General features: G+C 64.4%; 27 protein-coding genes and 1 riboswitch. Of the genes, 10 read left to right on the forward strand and 17 right to left on the reverse strand.

Going from position 1 to position 21,503, the window contains the following annotated elements; translation table 11 throughout:
• Position 1: 1 nt before the first annotated feature.
• The 3 genes from ACXJKC_RS10365 to ACXJKC_RS10375 all read right to left on the reverse strand — a co-directional run bounded on the left by ACXJKC_RS10365 (position 2) and on the right by ACXJKC_RS10375 (position 2,873).
• On the reverse strand, positions 2-472 hold the full coding sequence (locus tag ACXJKC_RS10365) for a hypothetical protein (protein WP_456696619.1): 471 nt from the start codon (positions 470-472) through the stop codon (positions 2-4).
• Between the two features lie 63 nt (positions 473-535).
• Positions 536-1,678: an acyl-CoA dehydrogenase family protein gene (locus ACXJKC_RS10370; protein WP_456696620.1), complete on the reverse strand. Its 1,143-nt coding sequence runs from the start codon at positions 1,676-1,678 to the stop codon at positions 536-538.
• A 31-nt stretch (positions 1,679-1,709) separates the two neighbouring features.
• Positions 1,710-2,873: a CaiB/BaiF CoA transferase family protein gene (locus tag ACXJKC_RS10375; protein WP_456696621.1), complete on the reverse strand. Its 1,164-nt coding sequence runs from the start codon at positions 2,871-2,873 to the stop codon at positions 1,710-1,712.
• 120 nt (positions 2,874-2,993) lie between these two features.
• Here ACXJKC_RS10375 and ACXJKC_RS10380 point away from each other — a divergent pair, with 120 nt between their 5' ends.
• Positions 2,994-3,776 carry an alpha/beta fold hydrolase gene (locus ACXJKC_RS10380; RefSeq protein ID WP_456696622.1) on the forward strand — a complete coding sequence of 261 codons (783 nt, stop codon included), beginning with the start codon at positions 2,994-2,996 and terminating at the stop codon, positions 3,774-3,776.
• Between the two features lie 30 nt (positions 3,777-3,806).
• Complete coding sequence (locus ACXJKC_RS10385) at positions 3,807-4,901, forward strand: NAD(P)-binding domain-containing protein (RefSeq protein ID WP_456696623.1); 1,095 nt, start codon at positions 3,807-3,809, stop codon at positions 4,899-4,901.
• On the opposite strand, the gene ACXJKC_RS10390 is transcribed toward ACXJKC_RS10385, so the two are convergent.
• The 6 genes from ACXJKC_RS10390 to ACXJKC_RS10415 are packed head-to-tail and all read right to left on the reverse strand — an operon-like array spanning position 4,866 to position 10,488.
• Complete coding sequence (locus ACXJKC_RS10390) at positions 4,866-5,900, reverse strand: alpha-hydroxy acid oxidase (protein WP_456696624.1); 1,035 nt, start codon at positions 5,898-5,900, stop codon at positions 4,866-4,868. The genes ACXJKC_RS10385 and ACXJKC_RS10390 overlap by 36 nt on opposite strands.
• Positions 5,901-5,913: 13 nt before the next feature.
• Positions 5,914-6,690, reverse strand: a complete 777-nt coding sequence (locus ACXJKC_RS10395; protein ID WP_456696625.1) for an ABC transporter ATP-binding protein — start codon at positions 6,688-6,690, stop codon at positions 5,914-5,916.
• Positions 6,687-7,718, reverse strand: coding sequence for a FecCD family ABC transporter permease (locus tag ACXJKC_RS10400; protein WP_456696626.1), 1,032 nt, complete (start codon positions 7,716-7,718; stop codon positions 6,687-6,689). Before ACXJKC_RS10400 ends, ACXJKC_RS10395 begins: the two co-directional genes overlap by 4 nt.
• Positions 7,715-8,701, reverse strand: a complete 987-nt coding sequence (locus ACXJKC_RS10405) for a FecCD family ABC transporter permease (protein WP_456696627.1) — start codon at positions 8,699-8,701, stop codon at positions 7,715-7,717. The genes ACXJKC_RS10400 and ACXJKC_RS10405 overlap by 4 nt, the downstream gene beginning before the upstream one ends.
• Positions 8,691-9,485: a siderophore-interacting protein gene (locus ACXJKC_RS10410; RefSeq protein WP_456696628.1), complete on the reverse strand. Its 795-nt coding sequence runs from the start codon at positions 9,483-9,485 to the stop codon at positions 8,691-8,693. Before ACXJKC_RS10410 ends, ACXJKC_RS10405 begins: the two co-directional genes overlap by 11 nt.
• Before the next feature lie 10 nt (positions 9,486-9,495).
• Complete coding sequence (locus ACXJKC_RS10415) at positions 9,496-10,488, reverse strand: ABC transporter substrate-binding protein (protein ID WP_456696629.1); 993 nt, start codon at positions 10,486-10,488, stop codon at positions 9,496-9,498.
• A gap of 108 nt (positions 10,489-10,596) precedes the next feature.
• Between ACXJKC_RS10415 and ACXJKC_RS10420 the strand changes: the two genes are divergently transcribed.
• Complete coding sequence (locus ACXJKC_RS10420) at positions 10,597-11,400, forward strand: helix-turn-helix transcriptional regulator (RefSeq protein WP_456696630.1); 804 nt, start codon at positions 10,597-10,599, stop codon at positions 11,398-11,400.
• Between the two features lie 45 nt (positions 11,401-11,445).
• A complete protein-coding gene (locus ACXJKC_RS10425; protein ID WP_456696631.1) occupies positions 11,446-11,988 on the forward strand; it encodes a PadR family transcriptional regulator in 543 nt (180 codons plus the stop codon).
• On the opposite strand, the gene ACXJKC_RS10430 is transcribed toward ACXJKC_RS10425, so the two are convergent.
• The gene (locus ACXJKC_RS10430; RefSeq protein WP_456696632.1) at positions 11,961-12,203 is read right to left on the reverse strand and encodes an SCO4848 family membrane protein; all 243 of its coding nucleotides are present in this window, start codon (positions 12,201-12,203) and stop codon (positions 11,961-11,963) included. The genes ACXJKC_RS10425 and ACXJKC_RS10430 overlap by 28 nt on opposite strands.
• 26 nt (positions 12,204-12,229) lie before the next feature.
• Between ACXJKC_RS10430 and ACXJKC_RS10435 the strand changes: the two genes are divergently transcribed.
• From ACXJKC_RS10435 to ACXJKC_RS10445, 3 genes are read left to right on the forward strand one after another with little or no spacing between them, the layout of a single operon-like run.
• A complete protein-coding gene (locus ACXJKC_RS10435) occupies positions 12,230-12,634 on the forward strand; it encodes a nuclear transport factor 2 family protein (RefSeq protein ID WP_456696633.1) in 405 nt (134 codons plus the stop codon).
• Positions 12,635-12,639: 5 nt separating this feature from the next.
• Positions 12,640-14,664 (forward strand): oxidoreductase, encoded by a 2,025-nt coding sequence (locus ACXJKC_RS10440; RefSeq protein ID WP_456696657.1) that lies wholly within the window; start codon positions 12,640-12,642, stop codon positions 14,662-14,664.
• 33 nt (positions 14,665-14,697) lie between these two features.
• The gene (locus ACXJKC_RS10445) at positions 14,698-15,222 is read left to right on the forward strand and encodes a DUF1697 domain-containing protein (protein WP_456696634.1); all 525 of its coding nucleotides are present in this window, start codon (positions 14,698-14,700) and stop codon (positions 15,220-15,222) included.
• A gap of 7 nt (positions 15,223-15,229) precedes the next feature.
• Here ACXJKC_RS10445 and ACXJKC_RS10450 read toward each other — a convergent pair whose 3' ends face one another.
• A complete protein-coding gene (locus tag ACXJKC_RS10450; protein WP_456696635.1) occupies positions 15,230-15,655 on the reverse strand; it encodes a type II toxin-antitoxin system VapC family toxin in 426 nt (141 codons plus the stop codon).
• Positions 15,652-15,906, reverse strand: a complete 255-nt coding sequence (locus tag ACXJKC_RS10455; RefSeq protein ID WP_456696636.1) for a type II toxin-antitoxin system Phd/YefM family antitoxin — start codon at positions 15,904-15,906, stop codon at positions 15,652-15,654. The genes ACXJKC_RS10450 and ACXJKC_RS10455 overlap by 4 nt, the downstream gene beginning before the upstream one ends.
• Positions 15,907-16,060: 154 nt before the next feature.
• Between ACXJKC_RS10455 and ACXJKC_RS10460 the strand changes: the two genes are divergently transcribed.
• Positions 16,061-16,894 (forward strand): NAD-dependent protein deacetylase, encoded by an 834-nt coding sequence (locus tag ACXJKC_RS10460; RefSeq protein WP_456696637.1) that lies wholly within the window; start codon positions 16,061-16,063, stop codon positions 16,892-16,894.
• A gap of 148 nt (positions 16,895-17,042) precedes the next feature.
• A complete protein-coding gene (locus ACXJKC_RS10465) occupies positions 17,043-17,714 on the forward strand; it encodes a DUF4389 domain-containing protein (protein WP_456696638.1) in 672 nt (223 codons plus the stop codon).
• Positions 17,715-17,780: 66 nt separating this feature from the next.
• Here ACXJKC_RS10465 and serA read toward each other — a convergent pair whose 3' ends face one another.
• On the reverse strand, positions 17,781-19,025 hold the full coding sequence (gene serA, locus ACXJKC_RS10470) for a phosphoglycerate dehydrogenase (protein WP_456696639.1): 1,245 nt from the start codon (positions 19,023-19,025) through the stop codon (positions 17,781-17,783).
• A gap of 45 nt (positions 19,026-19,070) precedes the next feature.
• Positions 19,071-19,160, reverse strand: a riboswitch (ZMP/ZTP riboswitch).
• 28 nt (positions 19,161-19,188) lie between these two features.
• On the reverse strand, positions 19,189-19,608 hold the full coding sequence (locus ACXJKC_RS10475) for a PaaI family thioesterase (protein ID WP_456696640.1): 420 nt from the start codon (positions 19,606-19,608) through the stop codon (positions 19,189-19,191).
• A gap of 83 nt (positions 19,609-19,691) precedes the next feature.
• Here ACXJKC_RS10475 and ACXJKC_RS10480 point away from each other — a divergent pair, with 83 nt between their 5' ends.
• On the forward strand, positions 19,692-19,928 hold the full coding sequence (locus tag ACXJKC_RS10480; RefSeq protein ID WP_456696641.1) for a heavy-metal-associated domain-containing protein: 237 nt from the start codon (positions 19,692-19,694) through the stop codon (positions 19,926-19,928).
• A 97-nt stretch (positions 19,929-20,025) separates the two neighbouring features.
• Here the strand turns inward: ACXJKC_RS10480 and ACXJKC_RS10485 are convergent, their stop codons facing one another.
• From ACXJKC_RS10485 to ACXJKC_RS10495, 3 genes are all read right to left on the reverse strand, one after another.
• Positions 20,026-20,157 carry a hypothetical protein gene (locus ACXJKC_RS10485; RefSeq protein WP_456696642.1) on the reverse strand — a complete coding sequence of 44 codons (132 nt, stop codon included), beginning with the start codon at positions 20,155-20,157 and terminating at the stop codon, positions 20,026-20,028.
• 399 nt (positions 20,158-20,556) lie between these two features.
• Entirely contained in the window at positions 20,557-20,964 is a 408-nt protein-coding gene (locus tag ACXJKC_RS10490) for a DUF7878 domain-containing protein (RefSeq protein ID WP_456696643.1), read from the reverse strand.
• Between the two features lie 5 nt (positions 20,965-20,969).
• Positions 20,970-21,503 (reverse strand): hypothetical protein (locus tag ACXJKC_RS10495; RefSeq protein WP_456696644.1); only part of this gene is annotated, 534 nt, incomplete at its 5' end.

Here is a 21,503-nt window from a genome sequence, read left to right on the forward strand (position 1 = left end):
CCTAAGAAGCCTCGGGACCCATGAGACGTCGGGTGATGGCCGTGACATCGCGGTCGAGCACCGCGACATGGTCCTCAATCCGTTCGAGTCGGTTCTCTACGTGTTCGAACCGTCGGTCGACCTGCTCGAACCGCTTGTCGACCTGCTCGAACCGCTTGTCGACCTGCTCGAACCGTCGGTCAACCTCTTCGAACCGCTTGTCGACCTGGTCGAACCGGCGGTCGACGCTTTCGAAACCGGCAACCATGACTGCTGTCAGCTGATCGAAGCGGGCATCAGTCACCGCGGCCTGCTTGTCCAAACGAGAGTCCATCACCGCGGCTTGCTTGTCCAAACGAGAGTCCATCACTGCGGTCACTTTGTCGAACCGAACGTCCAGGCTCTTGCCGAACATGCGCAGGAGCAGCCCCATGAAAGCCAGCATCAAGCTGAACGGACCCACGATCATGGTCCAGGTCTGAACGTCACTCATAAGTATCACGATAGAGGTGTCCCCCGACCTCCGGAAGAGATCGGGGGACGCCTGTGGACAACGTCAGATGCCCATGCCGCGACCCACGATCTCCTTCATGATCTCGGTGGTTCCCCCGTAGATCGTCTGGATACGGGTGTCGAGATACGCCTTCGAAATCGGGTATTCGGTCATATAGCCGTAGCCGCCATGCAACTGCAGGCACTGGTCGGCGACCCGCTTCTGCAGCTCGGTCGTCCACCACTTGCCCATCGCGGCGTCCTCGACGGTCAGCTCACCGGCGTTGAGTCGCAGGATCGATTCGTCGACGAAGACCTGACCGATGCTGGCCTCGGTATGGAGCTCGGCCAGCGTGAAGCGCGAGTTCTGGAACGATCCGATCGGCTTGCCGAACGCTTTACGCTCCTTGACGTACTCCAACGTCATCTCGATCATTCGGTTGCTCGCTGCGGCTGCCACGACCGAGATCGACATACGCTCCTGCGGCAGTTTCTCCATCAGGTAGATGAAGCCCTTGCCCTCCTCGCCGAGCAGATTGCTGACCGGTACCCGCACATTGTCGAAGAACAGTTCGGCGGTGTCCTGGGCCTTCAGGCCGATCTTGTCGAGATTGCGTCCCCGCTCGAAGCCCTCCATACCGCGTTCGAGCACGATGATCGAGAAGCCGAGCGCGCCGGCCGACGGATCGGTCTGACACACCACGAGCACGAGATCGGCATTGATGCCGTTGGTGATGAACGTCTTCGAGCCGTTGACGACGTAGTGATCGCCGTCCTTGATCGCGGTCGTCTTGATGCCCTGAAGGTCCGATCCGGTGCCCGGCTCGGTCATCGCGATCGCGGTGATCAGCTCACCGGAGCAGAACTTGGGGAACCAGCGCTGCTTCTGCTCTTCGGTGGCGTGCGACAGCAGGTAGGTCGAGACGAGATCGGTCTGGATCACGAAGCCGATGCCGCTGGCACCGATCCGAGTGATCTCCTCCTGCAGGATCGCGTTGTAACGGAAGTCCGTCACTCCGCCGCCGCCGTACTCCTCGGGCATCATGAAGCCGAGCAGACCGAGGTCGCCGGCCTTGGTCCACACCTCACGCGGCACGATGCCGGCCTTCTCCCACTCATCGTGGTGCGGCGCGATCTCCTTCTCGCAGAAGGATCGGACCGTGTCGCGGAATGCGTCGTGGTCGGCTTCGAAGATAGTCCTCTTCATGGGTCTGCCTTTCAGGGTCAGGTGCGTCTGGTCAGTTGGTGTGATCGGCCTGGACAGCGACGCCGTCGGCGATGAGCTGGTCGACGTCGGCGATGCCCCAGGTGGTCAAAGCCGCGGCCGTGCTGGCACCGGCAGCTTCGGGCGGGGTCGTCAGCGTGGCCGGCGTAGCCGAGAATCGAGGCGCCGGCGCGGGCTGCACGAGGCCGTCCTTGTCGACATACGTCCCGCGGGCGACGTTGTGCGGATGCTCGTAGGCCTCCGGAAGGCTCAGAACCGGACTGACACACGCATCGGTTCCGGCGAAGGCCTCCTCCCATTGCGCCCGTGTGCGTGTCGCAAACGTCCGGGCGAACAGCGCACGAAGTTCGGCCCAACGACTCACGTCGTACCGATCTGGCGCATCGGTGATGCCGAGCCCCTCGATCAGCGCCGAGTAGAACTGCGGCTCGAGTGGGCCCACCGACATCCATCCGCCGTCCGAGGTCTCGAACACGTCATAGAACGGGGTCCCGGTGTCGAGCAGATTGGTCCCGCGCCGTTCGTTCCAGCCACCGGACTGCTGCATCGAGACGATCATCGACATCAGATGGGCTGTGCCGTCAGTGATCGCGGCGTCGACGACCTGGCCCTCACCCGTCGTCCGGGCATGGGTCAATGCGGCGAGCAGACCCGTCACCAGGTACAGAGAGCCGCCCGCGAAGTCTCCGACGAGATTGAGCGGGACTTGCGGGGGCCCGCCTGCACGCCCGATGGTTCCGAGCGCACCGGCGATCGAGATGTAGTTGATGTCGTGGCCCGCGGTCTGGGCCAGCGGCCCGTCCTGACCCCAACCGGTCATCCGGCCGTAGACGAGTTGCGGTCGACGCGCATGGCAGTCTGTCGGCCCGAGCCCAAGACGTTCTGTGACGCCGGGTCGCAGCCCCTCGATCAGGATGTCGGCGGACTCGACCAACTCGAGGACCGTCTCGACTCCGCGCGGATTCTTCAGATCGATCGCGACCGACGGGCGGCCGCGGCCCAAGATGTCCTTGTCCGCCGGGCCGAGCTGCAAGGCATTTCCGCCCGGCCGGTCGATGCGGATCACATCGGCGCCCAGGTCCGCGAGCATCATCGCGGCGAAGGGACCGGGGCCGATCCCGACGAGCTCGACGACACGGACACCGTGGAGGGGGCCTGAAGGCTGGGAGGTACTCACCCCGGGATTGTGACAGTAACACTGTCACGGTTGCAAGTGACGAGTTCGCATACCGACAGTATCTGTATGTGTCATGATCGGTGTCACATACATCAGGCACCCACCCGAAAGGACGACCCGATGCTCTCCGAGCTGGTCTACACACGTAAGGGCTCCGGCGAGCCACTCGTCCTCATCCACGGCATCGGCCATCGGCGTCAGGCCTGGGACCCGGTCTTCGAGACCCTTGCAGAGTCATATGACGTGATCGCTGTCGACCTGTCGGGCTTCGGCGAATCGCCCGACTATCCGGCCGGAACACCGCACTCCATGGAGACTGCGTCGGCCAATCTCGCCGCGAACTTCTCTGCCTGGGGCATCGAGAAGCCCCACGTGGTCGGCAACTCGCTCGGCGGTGCGATCGCGCTCGAGCTCGGGGCTCGCGGCCTCGCCCGGTCAGTCACCGCGCTCAGTCCTGCTGGATTCTTCGGTCCGGTCAACCGGCTGCAACCCTTCTTCTTCCTGTTGCTGCTGCGGCTCAGCTCGCTGCTGCCGACTTCGGTGCTCCGCGCCGTTTCGCGCAATGGCTTCGGCCGCAAGATCGCCGGCGCAACGCTCTACGTCCATCCGGAACGCTTCACATCTGATGACGTCTTCGGCGATGCGCTCGCCCTCAAGCGCTGTACCGGCTTCGGGAAGACGCTGAAGGCGGGAATCACTTACAAGTTCGACGGCCCGGTCCCGGTCCCGACGACGATCGCCTGGGGCACCCGCGATCTGATCCTGCCCTACGGCCAGTCGGCACTCGCGCAAGAACGTCTCCCGAGCGTCCGACACATCGCCCTGCCCCACTGCGGCCACGTACCCATGGTCGATAATCCCGAGCTCGTGACCCGGGTCATCCAGGAGACCACCGCGGCGTGAGGGCATAGCCGCGCCGCCTTCTGTGTTGGGATGAGCGTGGACGTTCTCGAATCCGTCGTCATCGGGGCGGGGCAGGCCGGTCTTTCGGCGTCCTATCACCTGCGTCGGCACGACATCAGCCATGTCGTACTCGATTCCAATGACCGTCCCGGTGGTGCTTGGCAGCATCGTTGGGACGCCCTGACGATGAACGATGTGCACCGGGTCGCCGATCTGCCCGGCCAGGAGATCCCGGCCGACACCGGTGCCGAACGGGCCAATGAGTTCGTACCGGAATACTTCGCCAGCTATGAGACCCGTTTCGATCTCCCGGTCGTGCGACCCGTGATCGTCCAGCGTGTACGAGACCGCGACGGACTGTTGATCGTCGAGGCCGGCTCACAGTCGTGGACGGCCCGCACGATCGTCAACGCAACCGGCACCTGGACCCAGCCCTTCGTCCCGCACTACCCGGGCCAGGAGACGTTCATCGGCGAGCAGCTGCACACTGTCGACTACCCCGGCCCGGAATTCTTCCGCGACAAGCGGGTCATCATCGTGGGCGGTGGCGCATCGGCCGTGCAATTCCTCGGCGCCCTCGCCCCGATCACCGAGACCGTCTGGGTCACCCGCCGTGAGCCCGTGTGGATCGATCGCGACTTCACCCCCGAGGTGGGCCGTGAGGTCGTCGCCAAAGTCGAGGAGCGGGTGCGGCAAGGGTTACCGCCGCAGAGCGTCGTCAGCGTCACGGGGCTGCGCCTGCGCGAACAGGAGCGCGAGGCTGAACGGCTCGGCGCCTACGCGGATCGCCGTCCGATGTTCACTGCGATCGAACCCGACGGTGTGCGTTGGGCCAACCCTTCGACAGGCTCAGGACAAGTGCAGCTGGAGCAGGCCGACGTCATCTTGTGGGCCACCGGATTCCGTCCTGCGATCGGCCACCTCGCACCGTTGCATCTGCGCAGTCCGCGCGGCGGCATCCAACTCGACGGGACGACTGCCGTGGCCGATCCCCGCGTTCAACTGGTCGGCTACGGCCCTTCTGCCAGCACGATCGGAGCCAACCGGGCCGGTCGAACCGCCGCCCGGGGCGTGGCGGACTGGCTCCGCTCAGCCGACGTGCGGCAGGACGTAGGAGCCGTCTAGATCCCGTGCCCGCGGGCAGCCCAGCAGCCCGAGCGTGTGGTCGAACTCGTCGATCAGTTGCTGGAGCACGTGCTGTGCGCCCTCGCGCCCCTCACATGTCAGCCCCCACAGGACCGGCCGCCCGACAAGCACCGCGTCGGCGCCGAGCGCCAGCGCCTTCGCGACGTCCCAACCGCGACGGATTCCGCCGTCGACCAAGACGTCGAGCCGGCCATCGACAGCCTCGGCGATCGGACCGAGAGCATCGGCGCCCGACCGAACCGTGTCGAGCTGGCGTCCGCCGTGATTCGAGACCACGATCCCGGCCACTCCGGCGTCGACTGCCCGCACCGCATCGTCAGCTCGCAAGATTCCCTTGAGGACGACCGGAAGGCCGCTCGCCTCGCCATAGGCGGCGATATCGTCCCAGGTGAGATTCGGATCGTGCATCGTGTGCCTCGCGGCCGGCGTCACGGCTTCGGTCGCCAGTTGCGCGTGTGTCAGATGGTCGAAGGTGTAGCCCGATCTGAGATCACGTTCGCGCCGCCCGCCATAGGGGAAGTCGACTGTGATGACGAGTGCTTCGTAGCCGTGTTCACGCGCCGAGCGGACGAGGTCGTCAGAGATCGCCCGGTCCTTGAAAACATACAACTGGAGCCAACGGGCCGATTCCCCCATCGCAACAGCCACCTCGCCGGGATCGGTCGTTGTCGCCGATGAGAGCACCAGGACCGAATCGGTCCCCGCAGCGGCTCGGGCGGTGCCGAGCTCGGCATCGACATGGGCCGCGCGTTGCTGCGCCATTGGTGCGACCAGGATGGGATGCGGCCGATTTCGGCCCAACAGCGTTACAGAGGTGTCGCGCTCGCCGACTCCGACGAGCACGCGCGGTTGCAGCGCGTATCTGCGCCAGGATGCGAGATTGTCGCGCAGGGTGATCTCATCACCGGCGCCTCCGGCGAAGTATCCATAGGCAGCGTCGCCGAGGATCTCGGCCGCTCGTGCCTCAAAGTCGTCCACGGTCTCAAGATACTCACGCCGTCGGGACGACCATCGGCGTTCGGGTCACCGGATCGGGCAGGACAAGACTGTCCAGGTCGTACACGCGCCGGATCAGATCGGCATCGACGACATCGCTCGGAGCGCCCTCGGCCACGACCGCACCGTCCTTCATCGCGATCAGGTGATCGGCATAGCGGCAGGCTTGGTTGACGTCGTGGAGCACGGCCACGACCGTGCGTCCCTCATCGCGCAGTCGCGCGAGCATCCGCAACAACTGGTACTGGTGGGCGATGTCGAGGAACGTCGTCGGTTCGTCCAGCAGCAGATACGGCGTCTCCTGTGCCAGCACCATCGCCATCCAGACCCGTTGCCGCTGGCCTCCGGACAACGCGTCGACATCCCGATCAGCCAGGTCGGCGACGTCGGCCGCCGCCATCGCAGCCTCCACCGCCTGCTGATCATGCAGCGACCAGGTCGACAACAGGCTCTGGTGCGGATAGCGACCGCGTGCGACGAGCTGGCGAACTCGGATGCTCTCCGGCGCGACGAGCCCCTGCGGCAGGAAGCCGACCTCGCGGGCCAAGGCCTTGGACTTCAGTTCCGCGACATCCCGGTCGTCGAGCCGGACCGACCCTTCCGTGGGTGAAAGCAATCGGACGAGAGCCTTGAGAAGGGTCGATTTTCCACAGGCGTTGGCGCCGACGACCGCGGTGAATGCCCCGTCGGGGATGTCGACACTCAAGCGCGTCGAGACGACCCGGTCGCCGTAGGCGAGGGTCACCTCCTGAGCGGACAGTCGCGTTTTCATGGGCGTCCTACTTCCTTGACCAGACTCCCTTTGACCAGGAGGTAAAGCAGATATCCGCCGCCGATGGCTGTCGTGATGACGCCGACGGGCAACGAGGCAGGCGCGATCAGGAGCTGGGCCACGAGATCTGCGACCAGCAGAAGCAGAGCCCCGGTCAACGCGGCGGGCAACAGCGGTACACCGGCTGCGCGGGCCAGACGCCGTCCGATCTGCGGCGCTGCAAGCGCGATGAAGACGATCGGACCTGTCACCGCGGTGACCGTGGCCGAGAGTCCGACACCCACCACGACCAGCAGCACGCGCAGCCTCGGCAAGGAGATACCCGATGTCGTGGCCAGCTCATCGCCGAGCGCTGCCTGACCCATCGCCCGCCACAACGTCACCAGGACGAGCACGAGCACCGTCAACACGACCAGGGGGAGCTGAAGCTCCTCCCAGCCCATACCGTTGAACGAGCCCGCACTCCAGAACGATGCGGCGATCGCGACCTCCAGTTCGGCACGCAGCACGATCCAGGAGTTGACCGCAGTCAGCATCGCGTTCATCGCGATACCGATCACGATGAGACGCAATCCGCTGAATCCCGACTTGAGCGCCAGAAGGTAGATCGCCGCGGCGGCCGCCAATCCGCCGATCATCGAACCGAGCGCCAACTGTGCAGAGGTCGCGCCGAATACCGTGATGACGATCAGCGCGCCGGTGTACGCCCCCGCGTCGAGGCCGATGATGTCCGGACTACCCAGAGCGTTGCGAGTGAGGTTCTGGAAGATCGCGCCCGCCAGTCCGAGCGCCGCTCCGAACACCACAGCTGCCATAACTCGCGGCAGGCGCCATTCGCGGACGACGACGCTGCCGTCACCACCGAGCAATGCCGACACGACATGTCCCGGCGAGTCCCACTGCGCACCGCGGCACAGCGCGGCGAACGCCACCGCGAGCGTCGCGACGATGAGGATCACACTCACGGCGGCAGTGCGACGCTCGATCCGCGCCGACACCGGCCCCACCCGCATGATGTACGCGCTCACATCTGCCCCGCTCCGTAGCGGCGGACCGCCCAGATCAGCACCGGCGCTCCGATGAATGCCGTGACGATCGCGACCGGGACCTCGCCGGTCGGCAACAGCATCCGCGCGCCGACATCGGCTGCGACCAGCAGCAGCGGCCCGATCACGATCGTGAAGGCCATGAGCCACGGAACCGATCCCGCCGCGAGCCGGCGCGACAAGTGCGGAACCATCAGTCCCACGAACGCGATCGGGCCGGCTATCGCCGTGGCAGCACCTGCGAGCAGAGTCACCAGCACGAGTACCGCGATCCGCGTGCGGACAACGTTGACGCCGAGCGTGTGCCCGACCTGCTCACCCAGCGCCAGCGCGTTGAGCGGCCGGGTGACGAGCAGTGTGCCGATCAATCCGATACCGACCACGGCAACCGGCAGGGCCAACGACAGCTGTTCACGTCCGGCCAATGAGCCGACCGACCAGAACCGATAGCGGTTGAAGACCTGCGGGTCCATCAACCGCAGACCGAGCGTCACACCGGACAGCACGGCGGACAGTGCCACCCCGGCAAGGATCAGACGCAGCGGCGAAGTGCGTCCGACCGCATAGACCGCAGCGGCAGCGGCCACCGCTCCAAGAAGCGACAGCCCGAGCTGACCGAGCTGACCTCCGGCCAGCCCGGCGGCGGCGCCCGCCGTGATCGCGAAGGACGCCCCAGCCGTGACGCCGAGCAGTCCCGGCTCGGCCAGAGGGTTGCGCGTCAGGGTCTGCACCAGGGTGCCCGACGCGCCGAGCGCGGCCCCGACCAGCAGCCCGAGGATCGTGCGCGGCACCCGGATATCGCGGACGACCGAATGGTCGTCGATCGGACGTGGATCGGTCAGCGCCCGCCACACTTCGATCGGCGGGACGGACCTGGCCCCGATCGCCAGGCTCGCCAGCACGACCGCGAACAGGAGCACGATCGCGATCGACAACAGGACGGTCCGCCGTGCATCAGTCTTCATCGAGATCGGGCACGCCACGCTTCCAGTAGCCGGTGATGAGCGCATCGAACCGGCCACGACACCAACTGCGCAGAGGCTTGATGTCATCAGCCTCCCCTGCCACGAAGACGAACGTGTCGTCGGGCAGTTCCAACGCCTGGACGGCGTCGGACAGTCCGCGGTGATCGACCCACTCGACCTCGACGCCATCGCGCTCGGCAAGCGGATAGTCGTACTCGGTGCTGTCGATGAGCAGGTGCCCTCGCACGTCCGCGGGGGCCTCCTCCAACCATCGCGCGGCAGCTGGCAGGGCCGTGGCATCGACCGCGAAAACGTAATACGCGTGGTGGTGCGGGAAGGCGACAGCGCCGGGCGGGCCGGCGACGGCGACCGAATCGCCGATCGCCGCTTCCTTGGCCCAGGTCGAGGCCAGACCGCCCTCGTGGAGGACGAAATCCAGATCGAGCTCCTGCACCTCAGGGCGATAGGACCGCACGGTGTACTTGCGACTCGGCGGCATCGGTCGCGGCCAGTCGAGTTCATCGTGATCGTTCGGCGTCGGCGCCCTGAGGGTGCCGTCAGGATCGGCCAGCACAATCCTGACGTGGTCATCGGCCTGGTACGTGTGGAAGCCGACGAGATCGGATCCGCCCAACGTCAGGCGGAGCAGCTGCGGCGTCAACTCGGTACGGCGGACGATCGTGAGGTGTCGGATTCCGATGGGGTAGCCGACGCGGGCCGTGCCGCGCCCCACCTCATGGTGGTGCGCGACACGGGTCTGCGAGTCGGTGCGGTCAGCGCTCACTTGCCGAGACTCACTTGTCGAGCAAGGGCCGAAGTGCCATGTCGATGACGTCGAGCGTCTCCATCGCCTCGGTGAACGTGGCCGCTTCGGTGAACTTGAACGCGTAGACCCGTCCGGCCTTGACCGCCGGGAGGTTCTTCCACAGTGGCGAATCCATGACGTACTTGACCGACTCACCGACCTTTCCGTCGGTCTCCAGCGAGTACGTGATGACATCGGCATCGCCGAGGCTTTCGGGCAGTTCCTCGATTGACGGGTACTCGCTGACCGCAGCGCTGCCGGGTCCACTCTTCTTGACCTTGCCGTAATAGTTCACACCGATGTCGGTGGCGATATTGGTGCCCCACGAACCGGGGAACTCCCGCTGGAAGTTGCCTGCGGTCACATCGCCGTAAGCACCGAGATGGCCGAATTCGAGATCGCCGAGCACGTCGGCGTACTTGGCCTTGAGCCCTTCGGCCTTCTTCTCGTACGCAGCCTTGGCTGTGTCGAAGTTCTCGAGTCGATTGGCCGCCTCCGACTGCTTCTGCGACAGCTCGCGCCAGGCCGAAGGCAGTGCGGGGCCGAGGGTCACGACCGGCGCGATGGATTCGAGCCGGTCCATGTCGATGTCGACCAAAGCCGGCTGAGGTACGCCGAGGACGATCAGATCGGGCTTGAGGTTGGCGATCGCCTCGTAGTTGGTCGAAGCGGCGGTCTCGCCGGCCACCTTCTCGAGTCCCTCGTAGGACTTGACGTCATCTGCGGTCATCAGCGGGATGCCGCGCGACCACTCCGAGATGCCGACCAGTGCAGCATCGGCCTCGATCAGGGCCGGCACGGCATAGCCCGTGGCAATGACCCGCTCGGGATCGGTCGGAATCTCGATCTTGCCGTTGTCCGCGGTGAACATACGGGTTTCGGGTGCCTCGGCCTTGTCGCCACCGTCCGATCCACAACCGCTCAGTAGTGCAAGCGATAGTGCGGCGGCGCCGGCAAGGCGCCAGGACAAACGTCGGGACATGGGTGTTCCTCCAGTAGGGGGTTTCAGGAGTGGGTGCCGCGTCTGTGCGGTGCCTAGGTCAGGGTAGCCTTACCGAAGTAGGCAGCGATATCGATGAGAGGACACCTGGTGACGGTTGCAGGACACGAGTCACCCGATCCGGTGTGGTGCGAGGAGTACGGCTACGGCCTGGGTCTGCCCGACGGGATCATGGTGCTGAAGTACCGCGCATCCCGCTGGCTGGAGTTCGGCGGAACGCGACAGGACTTCCTGCATCAGCTCTATTGGTCTCCCGACGGAATGCTCTCGACGATGCACGACGGAACTGCCCGGTTCATCGGGCCCGGTGAGGCATTCTGGGCCGAACGCACGATCTCCCACGACGTGCATGCCACTGAGGGCCAGTTGGTGTACCGGGTCTGTCTGCGCGAAGTGCCACCCGGACTCGTCGGTGTGCACGTCGGCGCAGTCACCATCGATGAGTCGGCCCAAGGCCTTCTGGAAGAGATTGCCCGGCCCGGCCAGAATGAACGGCGTGCCCTCACCGCGCGACGGGGCATCTTGGCCGGCTTGTCGACGCTGGATACCGCTGCGCCGATACTGCGACCTGCGGCCGGACGCGGAACGGCCCGCACGATCGCCCGCGAGCTGTCGCATGATCCGGGCAACCGGCGATCGATCGAGGAGTGGGCAGCGCTTCAACACGTCAGCGCCAAGACGTTGCAGCGCGACTTCGTTCGCGAGTACGGCATGTCGTTCTCGCAGTGGCGAACGCGACTACGCCTCGACGCCGCCCGCGTACTGCTGCACACCCACCCGGTGGGCACCGTGGCGCGACGCAGCGGCTACTCCAGTGCGTCGGCGTTCATCGTGGGCTTCACCCAACAGTTCGGTTACACACCCGGCGAGGTCAGGCGCCGCACGATGTCGTGACCACACCTCCTTGCAGTGCAACAAGTTGCATAGTACCGTCTCGGCATGGCCCTCGAACACGCGATCCTCGTCTCCCTCGCCGAGAAGTCCGCATCCGGCTACGACCTGGCCCGCCGATTCGACGCATCGATCGGCCACTTCTGGAAGGCCAGCCACCAGCAGATCTACAAGGTGCTGGGACGGATGGAGGGCGACGGCCTCGTTGCCTCCCACGTCGTCCCCCAGGACGGGCGACCTGACAAGAAGGTCTACGCCATCACCGCCGACGGCCGCGAGGAGCTCACGACCTGGACCGCCAAGGCGACTCCGGTCGAACCCCTGCGCAGCGAATTCGCGGTCAAGATCCGCGCCCTTCAGTTCGGCGATGCCACGGCCATCACCGAGGACGTCCACGTCCGGCGCCGTGCCCATGAGGCCAAGCTGGCGTACTACCTCGACAGCGCTGCGAAGTACTACCCGGACCCCGACGCCCTAGGCACGGACGAACTCGGCGGTTGGCTGGCACTACGCGGCGGAATCCTGGCCGAGCAGACCGGCATCGCGTGGTGCGACGAGATCCTTCAGCGACTCGAGGCGGCTGAACGGTGAGCCTTCACACCGACGTACAGCACGCCCAGCCCGATCACGATCGCCGTCGTGATCAGCACCGCATGCACCCAGAAGAAGGCCTGCGGGGTGCTGTGCCAGTGCTCGCCGGCCCACGCGCGATCGTCCTCGACAACCGCCTTGGCGAATCGCGGCCAGATCACGACATTGAACACACCGGCCAGCACCAGGAACTTGGCTGCAGTCTTCGAAATCACGACCCCATCCCACCACAGGAGTCCCCATGAAAGAGTTCCGCGCCCTGGTCGAGGCAGGTGACTTCGCTGGACTGGAAGATCTGCTCGCCGACGACGTCGTGTTCCGTAGTCCCGTCGCCTTCAAGCCGTATGAGGGCAAGGCGATCGTCGCTGCGATCCTTCGGGGCGTCGGCCGGGTCTTCACCGACTTCCGCTACGTTCGCGAACTTGCCGATTCTGATGGGCACGGCTCCGCCTTGATCTTCGAGACGTTCGTCGACGGGACGAGCCTCAACGGCATCGACCTGATCCGTACCGACGAAAACGGCAAGATCTGTGAGTTCACCGTCATGGTCCGGCCGCTGTCGGCGGCGAATGCTCTCGCTGGCGCGATGGGTGCGCAGTTCCCGCAGATCCAGGCTGAAGCTGTTGCCGCAATGAGTGGGAAGTGACCGCGATGAATCCGTATCCGCACCTGCTCGAACCGCTCGACCTCGGCCATACGACGCTGCGCAACCGCGTCATCATGGGCTCGATGCACACGGGTCTGGAAGACCGAGCCAAGCACCTGCCCGAACTCGCGGCCTACTTCGCCGAACGAGCCAAGGGCGGCGTGGCCTTGTCGGTGACCGGCGGATATGCGCCGAACTGGCATGGCTGGCTGTTGCCGATGGGTTCGCAGATGACGTCGAAGCGATTCGCCGACAAGCACCGCATCGTGACCGGCGCGGTGCACGAGCACGACGGCAAGATCGTGATGCAGCTGCTGCACGCCGGACGCTACGGCTACCACCCGTTCAAGCGCGGTGCCTCCACGATCAAATCGCCGATCACACCCTTCGGGCGTCCCAAGGCGATGTCGACCAAGGAGGTCGACCGCACGGTCGACGACTTCGCAGCGTCCGCCGTGCTGGCCCGTCGGGCCGGTTACGACGGTGTCGAGATCATGGGGTCGGAGGGCTACCTGATCAATCAGATGCTGACCGCCCGCACCAATAACCGCACCGACCGTTGGGGCGGCAGCGCCGAGAACCGGATGCGCTTTCCCGTCGAGATCGTCGACCGGGTCCGCCAGGCCGTCGGCGAGGACTTCATCGTGATGTACCGGATGTCGCTCCTCGACCTGGTCGACAATGCCCAGGACTGGGACGAGACGGTCGAGCTCGCCCGCAAGATCGAATCTGCCGGCGTCTCGATCATCAACACCGGAATCGGCTGGCACGAGGCGCGGATCCCCACGATCGTCACGTCGGTGCCGCGTGGCGCATTCGCCTGGGTCACCGGCAAACTCAAGGCCGAGGTCTCGGTGCCGGTCGTGGCATCCAACCGGATCAACACACCCGAGGTCGCCGAGGAGATCATCGCGTCTGGCCAGGCCGATCTCATTTCCATGGCCCGGCCACTGCTGTCGGACCCGTTCTTCGTGCAGAAGGCGGCCGAGGATCGCGCCGATGAGATCAACACGTGCATCGCGTGCAATCAGGCGTGCCTCGACCACACGTTCGTCAACAAGCGGGCGACGTGCATGATCAACCCGCGCGCGGGCCACGAGACGACGCTGATCCTGTCGCCCACCCGAACGACCAAGACGATCGCGGTCGTCGGGGCCGGACCCGCCGGGCTGGCGGCCGCCGCTGAGCTGTCCGGTCGAGGCCATGTCGTCGAGCTGTTCGAGGCCCTGCCCGAGGTAGGCGGTCAGTTCAGGCTCGCGATGCAGATCCCCGGTAAGGAGGAGTTCAAGGAGACGATTCGTTACTTCTCCCGCCGCCTCGAGATCAACGGCGTCAAACTGCATCTCGACACCCGCGTCACCGCTGAAGAGCTCGCCGGCTTTGACGAAGTCGTCATCGCGACCGGTGTCGTGCCCCGCATTCCGGCCATCGCCGGGGTCGATCACCCCAAGGTTGTCGACTACCAGCAGGTCATCCGCGGACAGGTCGCCGTCGGTCGAACCGTCGCGGTCGTCGGTGCCGGTGGCATCGGTTTCGACGTCTCCGAATTCTTGCTGCACGAGCCCGATGAGTCGCTGGAGCACTGGATGACCCGCTGGGGGGTGACCGATCCGGCCCTCGAACGCGGCGGTCTGGCCACCAAGGTCAAGGCGCCGCCGACCCGCGAGGTCTTCCTCCTGCAGCGCAAGAGCTCCGAACTGGGCAAGGGGCTGGGCAAGACGTCGGGCTGGGTTCACCGCCAGACCCTCAAGGACTCCGGCGTCGTGATGATCAAGGGTGCAGCCTATGACCGGATCGACGACGACGGCCTGCACATCACTGTCGCGACCGGCAAGGAGACATCGGAATCCCGGGTGCTCGACGTCGAGACGATCGTCCTGTGCACCGGCCAAGAGTCGGTCCGCGATCTGATCGAACCGCTCGAAGCCCTCGGCAAGCCCGTCCATGTGATCGGTGGCGCCGATGTCGCCGCCGAGCTCGACGCCAAGCGCGCCATCAAGCAGGCAACCGAACTCGCCGCAGCGATCTGACCTCGTTGGCGTTGACCGCGCGATACTGGACGAATGAGCGTTCGAATCATTCTGTTGCGCGCGGTCAACGTCGGTGGCGCGCAGGTGCCGATGGCGCAGCTGCGTTCCATCGCCACCGAACTGGGCGCCACCGACGTCTCGACGTACATTGCCTCCGGCAATCTCATCGCGGACGTTCAGGGCTCCCCTGCCACATTTGACCGGGCCCTGGAACAGGCCATCGAGAAGCAGTTCGGATTCTTCCGCGACGTCATCTCCAGGACGCCGGAACAGGTGCGGGATGCGCTCGACGCCCACCCCTTCGACGTCATCGAGCCGAAGTACTCCTACGTCTCATTCCTGACCGGCAGGCCCACCGCCGCGGCGATCAAGAAGGCCGAGACCTTCGACGTCCACGACGATCATTGGCAGGTCATCGGCGACAATCTGCACATCCGCTACGCGAACGGTGCCGGCAAACCACAGATGAAGACCGACTCGGTCATGCGAGCGCTCGGCACTCCGGGCACCGCGAGGAACCTCAACACCGTCAAGAAGCTGATCGAACTGGCTGATTGAGTTTTATCTACTGGTTGACGTCGAGGGACGCGATACCAAGATCCGTCCACGCCTGAAGCAGGTGTTTGTCGCCCGACACCGCCACGAGATCTGGATCGGCGAGCTGCATTGCGCTGACGCAGTGAACCGCGTCGTGGCCCCTGAGCGCATGAGCTGCCGCGACTTGAGCAGCTTGCTTGAGAAGCTCTTCCTCGACTGGATACGCGTCGAGTTCAGCCCAGAGCCGGTCGAGCCCGCTCAACGACGCTTGATGACCGGCGCTGTCGATACGGCCAGCACGTTGGGCAGCAGCCAAAGCCGCTGCGCACTCGACATACGCGAGCTGACTCGACACGACATCGTCTGCTGTCATCCACAACTCACGGCACACAGGGCTGCTCGGCTCGTTGATCAGCATCGGAATAATGGCCGACGTATCCAGATAACAGATCACCGTCGCTGCTCATCGATCAATTCCGAGACCAGCCCGGTTGCCTCCACCAGTTCAGGCAATGGCCGCCGTGCACTGCTGGGCGCCCGGATTCGGCCTTCGGCTCGCAATTGCTCGAGCTTGGTGGGCTGATCCACCGGCACGATGCGTGCGATGGCTCTTCCGTGCGATGTGATCGTGACGGTGTGGCCTGCTTGCACGGAAGCGAGCTGCTTGCTGAGCGAGTCGCGGAGTTCTCGTATGCCGATGCTCATCATCACACCCTTCACTTTGTGTACACAATTGAAACACCTATTCTAGCCATCGTTGCGACTAGTCACCCGTGAAGCGATCGAGACACCTGGTTCTTCCCTCAATGGCCGAACTCCTCTCCTGCTGATCAGCCGACCCGGACGTACTCTGGAAAACGTGAACGGTCAGACCTGGCGACGTCCGGCTCTTGAAGAGATTCAACAGTTCGAGGAACTCCTCGCCGCTCACCAGTGGCTCATCCTGACCGGTGCAGGCGTGTCCACCGACTCCGGGATCCCCGACTATCGCGGACCAGAATCGCCATCGCGCTCCCCCATGACGTACCAGGACTTCATCCGGTCAGCGGAGAATCGGCAACGCTATTGGGCCCGCGCGCACGTCGGATGGAGCCGGATGCGTCATGCCGACCCCAATCCGACCCACCGCGCACTGGTCGAGATGCAGGCGGATGGCCGACTGACCGGTCTGATCACCCAGAACGTCGACGGCCTCCACGGCCGGGCCGGGCATCGCGACGTCATCGACCTGCACGGGCGCATCGATCGGGTGATCTGCCTGGAATGCCGCGACGTCACCTCGCGTCCAGAGCTGCACGAGCGACTCGCTCGCCTCAACCCCGGATATGAGTCCCGGGTCGGCGAGATGGCACCCGACGGCGACGCAGTGTTCGACGAAACCTCCGACTTCCACGTCGCATCGTGTCGGGCTTGCGGTGGGGATCTGAAGCCCGATGTCGTCTTCTTCGGCGAGAACGTGCCGAAGGACCGCGTCGCACGTTGCTACTCACTTGTCGCCGAGGCACAAGCCCTGCTCGTCCTCGGTTCGTCGTTGCACGTCATGTCGGGACTGCGGTTCGTCAAGGCCGCCCACAAGGCCGGTCTCCCGATCGTGATCGTCAATCGGGGTCAGACCCGCGGTGACGGTCTTGCGACACTCAAAATCGATGCAGGGTGCGCAGAAACCCTGACGACAGCGAAAGCCTCGATCTGAGCGACACCGGTGTTTCACGTGAATCAGGTCCGCAATAGGGTTCCGAGCCCTGCCCACGCTTCGACTCACTCGAAGTTCGTTGCTTGCTGCGCAGAATCTCCGAAGTCGCTACGGTTTCGGTAACCAACAGTCCACAGAAGGTATCGACATGAGCGAAAGCACTCCGCCTAATCTCCCGGGCGACGGAATTCCTTCACCGCAATCCGCAGGCCAGACGCCGACACCCGCCCCCGGCGGATATCCGGCCACCATGACGGTCAATCTGCCGGAGAAGATCGCCCGCTGGCGGGTCATCGGCAACATGATCTTGGCCATCCCGCACTTCATCATCGTCTACGCGCTGATCATCGTCGCGGAGATCCTGGCGATCGTGGCATGGATCCTGGGCGTCTTCACGGGCAAGATTCCGGCGGGAATTCTGACCTTCTTCGCAATGGTGGTTCGCTACCAGACGAGGGTCGGTGTCTACTCGTCGTTCCTGACCGAGGACTATCCGCCGTTCGGTTTCTCCGCGACATTCGCCGATCCGGGCGACTACTCGGCCGTCCGGGTCGACTTCGCGGCGGAGACGGAAGGCCGTAGTCGGGTCAGCATCTTCTTCCGGATCATCCTCGCGATCCCCCACATGATCGTGCTGTACGTCGTGAGCATCATCGCCTTCTTCGTCTACATCATCGGCTGGTTCGCGGTCCTGTTCACCGGCTCCTGGCCGACCGGGCTGCGCAACTTCATCGTCGGCCTGATGCGCTGGAGCACGCGCCTGAGCGCGTACCTGTTCCTGCTGACCGACGACTACCCGCCGTTCGGCTTCAGCGAGTAGTCGAACCGAGGCAAAAGCAAAGCCCCCGATCCGCCCTGTGGCAGATCGGGGGCTTCGTCGTTCAGATCAACTCAGCTGGCGCAGGCGAACCGTCTCGGGTAGCCCCGCGAGCTCCTGCAGCACATCGGTGCCGAGCTCGGCTGCAACGTCGGTCAGGACGTAGCCCATTTCGCCGCGGGTCGAGAGCGACTGCGCTTCGATGTTGACGCCGTGCTCACCGAGCAGACCGTTGATCGTCGCAAGCACTCCAGGGGCATTGCGGTGCACGAGCGCCAACCGGTGCTTCGAGGCATCTGCCGGGAGGCTGATTTCGGGCAGGTTGACGCTCAGCGAGGTGCCACCGTAGGACGCGTACGAGCGCAGTTTGGAAGCGACGAAACGTCCGATGTCCTGCTGCGCCTCTTCGGTCGATCCGCCGACGTGCGGGGTCAGGATGACGTTCTTGAGTCCGCGCAGATCCGACTCGAAGGGATCGCCCTGGCGCTTGGGCTCGACGGGGAACACATCGACTGCGGCCCCGGCGATATGGCCCGATTCCAGGTGCTTGCGCAGTGCAGCGGTGTCGACCGCGATACCGCGCGAGAGGTTGAGGAACAGGGCGCGGGGCTTCATCGCGGCCATCTCCTCATCGCCGAACAGTCCGGCATTGCCCGGACGTCCGTCGACGTGCAGCGTCACGACGTCGGAGATCGCAAGCAGTTCCTCCAGCGTCGAGCAACGCTTGGCGTTACCGAGCGCGAGCTTGTCGTCGATGTCGAAGAACACGACGGACAGACCGAGCGCCTCGGCGACGACCGAGAGCTGGCTGCCGATATTGCCGTAGCCGATGATGCCGAGGGTGCGGCCGCGAACCTCGTGGCTACCGGCGGCCGACTTGTTCCACACACCGTTGTGCATGTCGGTCGACTTCTCGTGCAGACGACGCGCGAGCGAGATGATCTCGGCGATCGCCAGCTCCACGACGCTGCGGGTGTTCGAGTACGGCGCATTGAACACCGCGATTCCCTGACGGGTCGTGGCCGCCAGATCGATCTGGTTGGTCCCGATGCAGAACGCACCGATCGCCAGCAGGTCGGGCGCGGCGGCAAGGACCTTCTCAGTCACGTAGGTCGTCGAGCGGATGCCCAGCAGGTGCACACCCTGGATCGCCTCGATCAGGTCGTCCTCGCCGAGTGCACCGTCGTGGGTCTCGACCTGGAAGCCCTTGCCTCGCAAGAAGTCCGCACCGTCGGTGTGGATGTTCTCGAGCAACAGCACACGGATGTCACCGTCGCTGAGCAGCGAGGTCGGGTACGGGGCAGTGTTCGTCATGGTCATCATCATCGCGGATGCCTCCAGTCAGCGGGAAATTGGCTGACGTGGGGCCCAGGCGAACGGTCCCGATGTCGTTGATTTCGCGAGCGCTCCCCGGTGGTATCCACCTCAACGCCAGTCGCACTCGCTTACCGCAATCCTAGCGGACCGCAGCCGGGGCCTAGGCCGTGGTGAATTGATCCATGATTCCGGCGGGAAGCTCCTGCTCGATATTGGCGAGTCGCACCTGCCCCTGCGCGATGAGCCGGTCATCCTGGTCGACGGAGTCAAGGTGCCACAGCTGTTGGGTACGCCCCCGGTGGATCGGCGTTGCCGTGACGGTGATCGTGTCGCCAACCTTGGCCTGGCGCAGGAAGTCGGTTGAATTATTGGTGCCGACGACGACGCCCTTGCCGCCGAACCAGATGAATGCGGCAATGCTCGCGGTCGACTCGTGCACTGAGCAGTAGATCCCGCCGTGAGGGATGCCGAATGGCTGCAGGTGATTATCGGTGATCGTGAATCGTGCAACGACCTTGTCAGGTCCGAGTTCAACGTGTTCGACACCGAGCAAACCGTCCAACCCAGGGAGATTAGTCATGACTCCACCCTAGGTGCCACTTGTTCCACATACCCCCTAGGGGTATAGTATGAGGAAATCACTTCGACGAAAGAGCTGCTTCAATGACCACCAACACCTACCTCGTCAACGGCATGACTTGCGGCCACTGCGTCGGAAGCGTGACCAAGGAACTCAAAACCCTCGACGGAGTGACTTCGGTCGCCGTCGACTTGGCCTCCGGCGGCACCTCGACCGTCACAGTTGAGAGCAGCGCGCCGCTGGACGACAACGCCGTCGCAGCCGCAATCGACGAAGCCGGCTACGACGTGGCCGGGCCTCGGGACCTGCCGATGGCGTAGTTACTGCTCTCCACGCAATGCCCGACGCCGTGCGTAGACAGTCGGCCAACTCACTGAACTGGCGAGCATTGACTCAGTGGTCGTATGGCAACTTCAATCACTCGGGCGCCATCATCTCCTCATTGACCTTGGTGTCCTCGATGGGCTTGCGCAACCCGTCGGCCATGAGTGCGACCGTGGAGCCAGCGAACGAACACACCTTCGCTGCAATCTTTGCAACGTCACGCACACATCTCTCAAAGTTCGGTCGGAACGTGAACTGCCTGTTCGGAGAGAGTATGAACAAGTTCGTTCAACTGGAGTCGCGTGGGGGCAGGCAACCGCGGAGGTCTCTGTGTGAAACATCGATCGTAACCACCTGACCTCGAGCGTCGCCATCTCAAGAGACACGATGCACCCTGTAGACGCCCTGAGGACTCTTCGCCGAATACTCGCACGTACGCTGACCCGATCTCATTGACGTTGTTCGTGGCGTGACCTGAGTAATCGCCCGAGAGGATGGCGGCTGCCCGCTTTGACCACTTCGCTCGCGACGGTCATCGAACCATCACGATGTGCAACTTGCCGACCCGGTGTAGACACAGCCCGAGCATCGGGGCGGAAGCCACAAGAAGCATGAGAAGGCGCTTCACCACTGGAGCACCTCGTCGGGATCGAGACCTAGCGCCACTAGGTCAGCTTCGACCCGGGAGACCATGCGGCGGCAACCCTGCTCGACCTCGGCCCAATCGGCAAGGGGCGTCGAAGCCCCTGGGTCGAAGACGGAACTGAACGTCCATCCCGCCGCTGTGTGGCGAAACGCGACGGATCCGACCTCCTCGATCGACATCGAGTCGAACTCAAAGTCGCCTTGGACAGGGTTTCCTAGCCAGGATTTCAAGCTCCGAGCGAGCTCGACGACGGGAAAGCCTGGTTCGGCGTAGACGGTCTCGTCGCCTACCACGACGCGCAGGTCGGCGTCGAAAGCGATCAGGTAGTCGGCCTGTGTGGGGCCACGGAGCTCGTCCGTGTTCAGTCGGTCGTAAGTCATATCCATGGCAGTCACCTCACGTTGACCGGGAAGGCGTTGATGACGCGGCCGTCATTCGTGACTATGACACGGATGTTTGTCTGACCGCGCGTTCCGACAGCACGGCCTGCTGGAACGATTGCGCGGAAGGTGTCGTCGAGCCCGTTGGGCAGGAACTGCACGCCGTCCGATTTAAGACCGCGTGAGATCCAGCCCTGGACTTGGCCAATGTCGTCCGTGGCGAACTTTGCACCGTTGCCACCAGCAGACGCTAGGTGCTTGTTCTTGATGAACATCGAAGCCGGATCGTCGGCTGCGCAGAAGGCCGCAGACGACGCCTCGGCGAGCCTCGATCCACCCTTGGCGGCAGCTCCGGCTGACCCGGATCTTGCGGCGCCGACAGCTGTTCCGGCCTTGGTCGCGGAAAGCGTACCAAGTGACGTAAGAAGCATGCCTGCGTCCATCACGCTCCATAGGAACGAGAGCGGATCCAAGTCGAACTGCTTGATCATCCAATTGGTCGAGTAGGGGTTGTAATCACTACTGAACGGCGTACGCCCCTGAAC

This window comes from Aeromicrobium sp. P5_D10 (assembly GCF_054049535.1).

Excerpts from the sequence above, each read along its gene's own strand:
- ACXJKC_RS10435 (WP_456696633.1), top strand. The coding sequence starts at position 12,230 with ATGAAAGAGTTCCGCGCCCTGGTCGAGGCAGGTGACTTCGCTGGACTG.
- ACXJKC_RS10385 (WP_456696623.1), top strand. The coding sequence starts at position 3,807 with ATGAGCGTGGACGTTCTCGAATCCGTCGTCATCGGGGCGGGGCAGGCC.
- ACXJKC_RS10405 (WP_456696627.1), bottom strand. The coding sequence starts at position 8,701 with ATGAAGACTGATGCACGGCGGACCGTCCTGTTGTCGATCGCGATCGTG.
- ACXJKC_RS10370 (WP_456696620.1), bottom strand. The coding sequence starts at position 1,678 with ATGAAGAGGACTATCTTCGAAGCCGACCACGACGCATTCCGCGACACG.
- ACXJKC_RS10490 (WP_456696643.1), bottom strand. The coding sequence starts at position 20,964 with ATGGATATGACTTACGACCGACTGAACACGGACGAGCTCCGTGGCCCC.
- ACXJKC_RS10475 (WP_456696640.1), bottom strand. The coding sequence starts at position 19,608 with ATGACTAATCTCCCTGGGTTGGACGGTTTGCTCGGTGTCGAACACGTT.
- ACXJKC_RS10455 (WP_456696636.1), bottom strand. The coding sequence starts at position 15,906 with ATGAGCATCGGCATACGAGAACTCCGCGACTCGCTCAGCAAGCAGCTC.
- ACXJKC_RS10425 (WP_456696631.1), top strand. The coding sequence starts at position 11,446 with ATGGCCCTCGAACACGCGATCCTCGTCTCCCTCGCCGAGAAGTCCGCA.
- ACXJKC_RS10440 (WP_456696657.1), top strand. The coding sequence starts at position 12,640 with ATGAATCCGTATCCGCACCTGCTCGAACCGCTCGACCTCGGCCATACG.
- ACXJKC_RS10445 (WP_456696634.1), top strand. The coding sequence starts at position 14,698 with ATGAGCGTTCGAATCATTCTGTTGCGCGCGGTCAACGTCGGTGGCGCG.
- ACXJKC_RS10365 (WP_456696619.1), bottom strand. The coding sequence starts at position 472 with ATGAGTGACGTTCAGACCTGGACCATGATCGTGGGTCCGTTCAGCTTG.
- ACXJKC_RS10380 (WP_456696622.1), top strand. The coding sequence starts at position 2,994 with ATGCTCTCCGAGCTGGTCTACACACGTAAGGGCTCCGGCGAGCCACTC.
- ACXJKC_RS10415 (WP_456696629.1), bottom strand. The coding sequence starts at position 10,488 with ATGTCCCGACGTTTGTCCTGGCGCCTTGCCGGCGCCGCCGCACTATCG.
- ACXJKC_RS10395 (WP_456696625.1), bottom strand. The coding sequence starts at position 6,690 with ATGAAAACGCGACTGTCCGCTCAGGAGGTGACCCTCGCCTACGGCGAC.
- ACXJKC_RS10465 (WP_456696638.1), top strand. The coding sequence starts at position 17,043 with ATGAGCGAAAGCACTCCGCCTAATCTCCCGGGCGACGGAATTCCTTCA.
- serA (WP_456696639.1), bottom strand. The coding sequence starts at position 19,025 with ATGACGAACACTGCCCCGTACCCGACCTCGCTGCTCAGCGACGGTGAC.
- ACXJKC_RS10480 (WP_456696641.1), top strand. The coding sequence starts at position 19,692 with ATGACCACCAACACCTACCTCGTCAACGGCATGACTTGCGGCCACTGC.